This window comes from Streptomyces sp. GC420 (assembly GCF_009916105.1).
Taxonomy (GTDB): Bacteria; Actinomycetota; Actinomycetes; order Streptomycetales; family Streptomycetaceae; genus Streptomyces.
Genome location: NZ_JAAAXQ010000408.1, coordinates 1 through 6,440, shown reverse-complemented (window position 1 = coordinate 6,440; position 6,440 = coordinate 1). Strand labels below are relative to the sequence as shown.

At 71.3% G+C, this 6,440-nt stretch carries 5 protein-coding genes; 1 reads left to right on the top strand and 4 read right to left on the bottom strand.

Features of this window, described 5'->3' with window-relative positions:
- Positions 1 to 137 precede the first annotated feature (137 nt).
- The 4 genes from GUY61_RS32580 to GUY61_RS32565 form a co-directional block, all read right to left on the bottom strand.
- Positions 138 to 797: an O-methyltransferase gene (locus GUY61_RS32580; RefSeq protein WP_166633925.1), complete on the bottom strand. Its 660-nt coding sequence runs from the start codon at positions 795 to 797 to the stop codon at positions 138 to 140.
- Between the two features lie 22 nt (positions 798 to 819).
- Positions 820 to 1,695 (bottom strand): HAD family hydrolase, encoded by an 876-nt coding sequence (locus GUY61_RS32575; RefSeq protein WP_313896978.1) that lies wholly within the window; start codon positions 1,693 to 1,695, stop codon positions 820 to 822.
- Complete coding sequence (locus tag GUY61_RS32570; RefSeq protein ID WP_166633926.1) at positions 1,692 to 4,226, bottom strand: phosphoribosyltransferase; 2,535 nt, start codon at positions 4,224 to 4,226, stop codon at positions 1,692 to 1,694. The genes GUY61_RS32575 and GUY61_RS32570 overlap by 4 nt, the downstream gene beginning before the upstream one ends.
- Before the next feature lie 116 nt (positions 4,227 to 4,342).
- Positions 4,343 to 5,503, bottom strand: coding sequence for an HpcH/HpaI aldolase/citrate lyase family protein (locus GUY61_RS32565; RefSeq protein WP_166633924.1), 1,161 nt, complete (start codon positions 5,501 to 5,503; stop codon positions 4,343 to 4,345).
- Between the two features lie 219 nt (positions 5,504 to 5,722).
- Between GUY61_RS32565 and GUY61_RS32560 the strand changes: the two genes are divergently transcribed.
- A partial coding sequence (locus tag GUY61_RS32560) for a TerD family protein (RefSeq protein ID WP_166633923.1) occupies positions 5,723 to 6,440 on the top strand: 718 nt, incomplete at its 3' end.

Sequence of the window (6,440 nt, the reverse complement as noted above, 5' to 3'; positions counted from 1 at the left end):
GAGTGCTCGCCATCGAAGTCATGGAGGTGGATGGTCACGGCGTGATCGTCTCACCCCAGCACGCGAACCGTTCGTCCGGTCCCTCACAACTCTCGAACCCGGTGAACCTTCTCGGTCACAGCACTAGCCGGCGGCGGTCAGCGCCGGCGGGCCAGGGTCAGGCCGTCAGAGATGGTGAGCAGGACGCTCTCCATCCGTTCGTCGGCCGCCGCGTAGTCGTTGAACTGCCTGACCGCGGCGGCCGCACCGGTCGCGTCGGGGTCGGTCACCCTGCCGTGGAGGAGCGTGTTGTCGACCACGATCAGGCCGCCCTGCCGCATCCGGGGCACCAGTTCCTCCCAGTACAGGATCTGGTTCTCCTTGTCCGCGTCCACGTAGGCCATGTCGATGTGCGGTTCGGCCGGCATGGCCCGCAGGGTGTCGAGGGCGGGTGCGATGCGGAGGTCGACGCGGTCGGCGACGCCCGCCCTGGCCCATGCCTCGCGGGCGTACACCGTCCACTCCTCCGAGATGTCGCAGGCGACAAGCCGGCCGTCCTCGGGCAGTGCCTGGGCCATGGACAGCGAGGAGAAGCCGGTGAAGGTGCCGACCTCCACGATGTGCCGGGCGCCCGTCAGCCGGACGAGGAACGCCAGCAGCGGGCCCTGCTCCTCGGCGGACTGCATGTCCGCCGCGTCCGGGAAGCGCTCGTACGTCGTCTCGATCAGCTCGCGCTGCACGGCGTCCAGCGGCGGGTTGTGCGCCAGCGCGTAGGCGTACAGCTCGTCGGTGATCTCGGTGGTGTTGCCCTTGGTCATGGTTTCGCCGCCTCCTGGAGTCTCAGCTGTCCGTTTCCAGCGTGACCCCTCCGACCGCCGGGCGCCGCGCCGGCGGCGGGACGGTTCCCACGACGTGCGCGGCCCGTCCGAGGAACTCGCGCAGGATCCGCTCGCCCGCCAGCACGCCGCGCTCCCGCAGAGCCGTGATGGCGGGCGACGTCCAGCCCGAGTCGGCGAGCTCCCCGTGGCCGGGGCGCCAGCCTCGGTGGGCCGCGAGCAGCAGGTCCGCGTCGAGGAGGGAGTCGCCCGCGGCAAGGATCTCGGTGGCCCCCGTGCGGCGGGCGACCTCCCGTACGGCGGCGCTCTTGGTGAGCGGCTGCGGCACGGCGTAGATCTTCCGGCCCTGGAGGGAGACCGTCCAGCCGCGGGGCTCGGCCCACTCGGCCAGGTCCTTGACGAATGTCTCGGGCAGGAGTTCGCGTTCGACGACCAGGTAGGCGAACAGGTCCTCGGCGACGCGGTGCTTGCGCACCCAGGCCGGGGAGGTGCTGACTTGCAGGTGGGCCCGTACCTCGTCGAGCGGGGCGCACTCGTCGGCGAGCCGGGCCAGCACCTGGGCGTGCCAGTCGTAATCGGTGTGACCGTCCACGAGCAGGTGGCCGCCGTTGGCGCAGATCGCGAACCGGGGGCGGGCGCCGGGGAGCCGGATGCGCTGGTACTGCTTACGGGTGCGGGTGGTCGTCGGCACGAAGACGGTTTCTTCGACCAGCTGCTCCAGCAGTCCCGCGGCGGTCTCCGTCATGTACGACAGCGGCTTGTTCTCGTGCACCTCCACCGACAGCAGCCGCGGTGCCTCCGGGTCGGGCATGGCGAGGGCCAGGGCCGCGGACGAGTAGATCAGGGTGCGGTCGAGATCGCTGGCGATCAGGAGACTCACTGGGCAACGGCCTTTCCGTCGGCGCCGGTCGCGCCGCGCGTGTACTTGGGGTGGATGAGGCCGACGCAGGTGTACGGGAGGTCGTCGACCTCCTCGACGGGGACGCCGCGCTGCTCCGCCAGGAGCCGTACGTGCGCGAGGTCGGCCCCCGCGCCGCGCTTGGCGAGGACCTTCCACGGAACGCGGCGCAGCAGGACACGGGTGGTCTCGCCGACACCGGGCTTGACCAGGTTCACGTCGTGGATGCCGTACTCCTCGCTGATGCGTTCGACGGCCGCCCAGCCCTCCCAGGTGGGGGTGCGGTCGGCGGCCAGCAGGGTCTTGACGTCGGTGGCGACGGTTTCCGCCACCTCGTCGAAGCGCGCGGCGACGGTGTCGAGGAAGAGGTTGGAGACGTCCGAGTCCGCGAGTTCGCGGTAGAACTTCGCGCCGTGGAAGTCGCGCGGTCCGACGAGGTCATCACGCAGGACGGTACGGGATATCAGGCCCGACACGGTGGAATTGAGACATGCGGACGGAATGAGGAAGTCTTCGCGGGTGCCGTAGGTCCGCACGCAGGACCCGGGGTCGGCGAGCACCGCGATCTCCGGGTCGAAGCCCTCGAAACCCTCCAGGGCCGCGGCGAGTTCGCGGGTGATGGCGCCCTTGCCGGTCCAGCCGTCGACGAACACGACGTCTGCTGGGTCGTGGTTCTGCTGCAGCCAGCGCAGCGCGTTGGCGTCGATGCCGCGGCCCCGCACGATGGACACGGCGTAGTGCGCCGGGTCGACACCGTGCCGGTGCTGCGCCCAGCGGCGCATCAGGACGCCGACGGGCGTTCCGGCGCGGGCCAGCGAAACCAGGACGGGGCGCGGGGAACGCTCGGCCAGCACCGTCTCGGTGACGACGCCGACGGCGTGCGCGATACGGGCCGCTGAGGCTTCGAGGGCGCTGCGGAACAGTTCCTGGTACTGCGGGGTCGGCTGGTACTCGACCGGCAGCGACTCCGCGTAGTGCGCGCCGCCCGCCTGGATGGCCTCCTCGCGCTCCTCGGTGGGCGCCTCGAGCTCCACTCCGGCCAGGTCCTGGAGCAGCCAGCCGACCTCCTCCGGGGCGTACGAGGAGAAGGCTGGGCCACGGAGGGGCTCGGGCAGCATCGAGGACCTTTCGATTGGAGCATGAGCAAGGGCCGGCGCGGTGGCGGTGGCGGATTCCGGGGCGCAGGACTGGACGCCGGACGGGACGTAGGACGGGACGACGGCGAGCAGCACCCTGGGGGTGTGCGCGGCCAGACGGGCCAGCAGCCCGTCGGGGGCATGGAGTTCCGGTGTGTCCGCGACGGAGTCCACGACGGCGACCACCGCGTCGAAGCCGGCGCCCGCGACGTTGTAGGCGTACCGCTCCCCGGCGCCGTCGGCGGGCGCGTCGTGCGCGGGGAACACCAAGCGGCTGCGTATCGCGTAGCCCGGGTCGTCCACGGCCAGGACGGGCGAGCGGGTGGTGGTGGAGAAGTACGCGTCGGCTTCCGTGCCTTCGTCGAGGGCGGCCGCCAGCCTGAGCGGTGCGTACATCAGCTCCTCGAAACCGAGCACGAGGACGCGGGGGTGTGTTCCTCCGGTCGGGGCGGCCCCGGCGGCCAGGGCCTTCGCGACGCGGGCCGCCATGTCCGGCAGGGCCGCGTCCAGCCGTGCCCGGTGTTCGGGCGTGAACCCGTGCCGCCCGCCGTCCGGGACGCCTTCCGGCCAGTCCAGTTCCACGCGTACGACGTCCCGGGCCGGTTCCGGGCCGGCGGCGGCCGCCCTCGGCGCGTCGTCGCCGGACTCGAAGGCCGCGACCAGTTCCTGTCCCCGTTCCAGCACCCCCTGGGGGAGGCGGACCGTTCCCGAGGCCAGGGCGACGAGGTCGATCCGGGCGCCCAGGTCAGCGGCGAACTCGTCGAGGCGGGCCCGGTCGGCCGGGGAGCGCATGTCGACCAGGGCGACGATCACGTAGTGGGAGCGGGGGTAGCGCCCGTGGAGTGCCCGGACGGTGTTGAGGACGGTGTTGCCGGTGGAGAACTCGTCGTCGACGAGGACCAGCGGGCCGTCGCCGGACAGCAGGGAGGCGTCCTCCGGGAGCAGCAGGTGGGAGGTGGCGTGGGAGTGGGACTCCTCGAAGCCTCCGGCGCGGACGACACCCGCGACCGGGCGGCGGGTGGAGTGCAGGTAGGGGGCGTGGGAGACGCCGTCGGCCACGCAGTGGCCGAGGCCGGTCGCGGTCTCGGCGTACCCGAGGACCACGGCGCGGGCGGTGGCCTCGGGGCCGATGAGTTCCCGTACCCGGACGCCGAGGCCGTAGCCGTGCCCGTACACGACGGAAGGTTTCTGCGGGACATGCTTGCCCAGCACGTTCGACACCAGCAGGTGCGCGCGCTTGGGATTGCGCCGCAGGGCCAGTCCCAGCAGGTCGCCCAGCCGCTCGTCGCCCTCGAGCCCGACGCCGAGCCGATCGGCGACCCACGTTCCCGACCAGACCACGCACATACCTCTTTCTCTCACATCACGGGTGCCCATCACACCGGACGCATGCGGCGCCCCCGCGGTTTCGGTCTCGCCCCGGGCGCAGCCCGCGCCGGCGCTGCCGCGCCCGCCGGTCTCGCCGCCCCCGTGGCCCTCTTCATGGGTGGCGCTCACGCCGGGAGACCGGCGGCCAGCAGATCCACGAAGCTGACGTCCTCGCGCGCCACGCCGAAGGCCTCGGCGCGCAGCAGGGTCCGCTCCGCCCACGCGCGGTGCGGCTTCACCTCGTTCATCTTGTTCGTGTAGGCGGAGCGCAGCACTCCGCCGCCGTTGCGCTCCGGCCGCAGGATGTCCTGCGCGTCGCTGAACTCCTCGTGGCTGACGACGGACAGCGCGTGCACGGGCTGGACGTGAGAGGGGTGGATGCAGGTCTTGCCGAGCAGCCCGTTGGCCCGGTCGAGCTCGATCTCGCGCAGCAGCCCGTCCATGTCGTGCTCGATGAGCGCGGCACGCAGTTCCTCGGCGACCCCGCTGAAGGGGCTGTGCCTCAGCAGCGGTTTGAACATCCGCTCCTGAACGCGGAAGTACTCCCAGACCGGCCCGGTGATCGTGAAGCCGGTGCCGTCGGCACGTCCGAGCACGTTGACGACGTCGGCGATGACGGAGGCCACGATCTGCACGTCGTACGCGGTCATGTCGGGCGCTCGGCGCAGCCCGTACGACGAGCAGAAGTCGGTGACGCCCAGACGCAGGGCGAGCACCCTCTCGCGGTACTTGTCGACGACCCGGGCGATGCCGGCCAGCGTCTCGGTCCTGCTCTCCAGGTGCAGCAGTTCGGGCGACTCCAGCACCGGCATGGCGAAGAGCCGCCGGCCGGCGGCCGCCTCGGCATCGCTGAGCGCCTCGAGGAAGGGTGTGCCTCGCTCCTCGGTGAACTTCGGCATGACGAACCCGGACAGCAGCCGGACTGCCGGGCCGAACCTGCGGACGAGGTCCGGTATCTGCTCGGGCGTGCGGACGCGAACGAAGATCAGCGGGACGTCGGCGCCCCGCGCGTCGAGGTCGGCGAACTGACGAACGAGGTTCTCCTCACCGTCGGCGACCTCGGCGTCGTCGATGGAGTCCTCCAGGCACAGCACCATGGAGACGACACCGCGCGAGACCTGCTTGAGGATGTCGTCGGCGAGACGGGGCCGGGTGGCCGGGCTGTAGAGCGTGGCACCGAGGGCCGCGGCGAGGGTGCGCGCGGGGCAGTCGGCGGTGAACTCGCACGGCTCCTGATAGAAAAGTCCCCTTCTTACTTCTGGCGATATGTGCCCGAAATGACGCATTTAATCCCCCGTGTGCTGTGTCGGGCCGGTATGGCAGCTGTCTCAATACGAGACCGAGTGGCCGATAATCGTACGTACGGCTCTCATCCGAGAGTTCCCCTGGTACGTGAAGTTCTCGTTACCCCACCACGTCTTCACCATGTCACGGACACACGGGATTGCCCATGCGTGCGTACCCCACGTTGTCCGCGGGCGCCCGGGGAAGGCAGGATGACCGGCATGACGCACGCGATGCTGAAGGGCTCGAACGTCCCGCTGGACGCCGCCTCCGTACGGGCGGTGCTGCGCTGGCTGCCGAGGCCCGGCGTTCCCGAGGTGGACGTCTCGGCGCTGCTGCTCGGCCCCGACGACCGGGTGCGCTCCGACGAGGACTTCGTCTTCTACAACCAGCCCCGCCATCCCTCCGGACTGGTGTGGCGGCTCGGCAAGAAGCGGACCCCCGACGGCCTCACCGACGCGGTGCAGACCGACCTCGCGGGCCTGGACCCCTCGGTGGGCCGGGTGCTGATCGTCGCTTCGGCCGAGGACACCCCCTTCGAGCAGGTCAGCGGCCTGCGGATCCTGCTGTACGACGCCGCCGGGAGCGGCGACGAGCCGATCGCGTACTTCGACGTCAAGCCGGAGACGGGCACCGAGACCGCGCTGATCTGCGGTGAGCTCTACCGGCGCGGCGAAAGCTGGAAGTTCCGGGCGCTGGGCGAGGGCTACTCGAACGGCCTGGAGGGGCTGGCCACCGACTTCGGCATCTCGGTGGACGAGAGCGAGGCGACATCGCAGACCACGGCGCCCGGACCCCAGACGCCCCAGCCGCAGACCTCTCAGGCGCAGCAGACCGGGCAGGCGCCCCAGTCACCCGCGACGGAGCCGGCGCGGCAGCCCGCATACGGCTATCCGCCGGTGCCGCCGCCCCCGCCCACCCGGCCGGCTTACGGCTATC